This window comes from Dietzia sp. PP-33 (genome assembly GCF_033790845.1).
Taxonomy (GTDB): domain Bacteria; phylum Actinomycetota; class Actinomycetes; order Mycobacteriales; family Mycobacteriaceae; genus Dietzia.
The window spans coordinates 1-427 of the sequence record NZ_JAMYEI010000032.1; the positions used below are offsets into that span (position 1 = coordinate 1).

Below are 427 nucleotides of genomic sequence, written 5' to 3' on the forward strand. Positions count from 1 at the left end.
GTTCCGGAACTGGTCGACGCGCTCGTAAAGTTCGCCGCCGAATTTTTCGGAGCCAGTGAAAGCGCTTTGGTGACGCGGGCGCGTCAGCGCGATTTGTTGAGCCAGGCGTCGGGCGGCTTGCGCCGGAGTCTGGAGCTTGTAGAAGAGGGCGAGGAGCTTGCCGCCGAAGAGCTGCGCGCGGCTGCCTACGCCCTTGGTCGGCTGCTTGGGCGGGTGGACGTCGAGGACGTCCTTGGAGCCATTTTCCAGAAGTTCTGCATCGGAAAGTAGGACTAGTTCTTCAATGTAGAACTAGCGCTTGTTCCATTGCTTGTGTTTCACGTGAAACACGCGCGGCAGCGGTTGCACTCCGTTTCACGTGAAACATTGGTCTCCACGCCCTAACCGCGTGGTCGGAAAGAATCTTTGCGACGAAGCAATCCAGGCT

At 58.8% G+C, this 427-nt stretch carries 1 pseudogene; it reads left to right on the forward strand.

Features of this window, described 5'->3' with window-relative positions:
- A pseudogene (locus tag NJE57_RS19935) lies at positions 1-270 on the forward strand (hypothetical protein); the annotation flags it as partial.
- Positions 271-427: the final 157 nt, after the last annotated feature.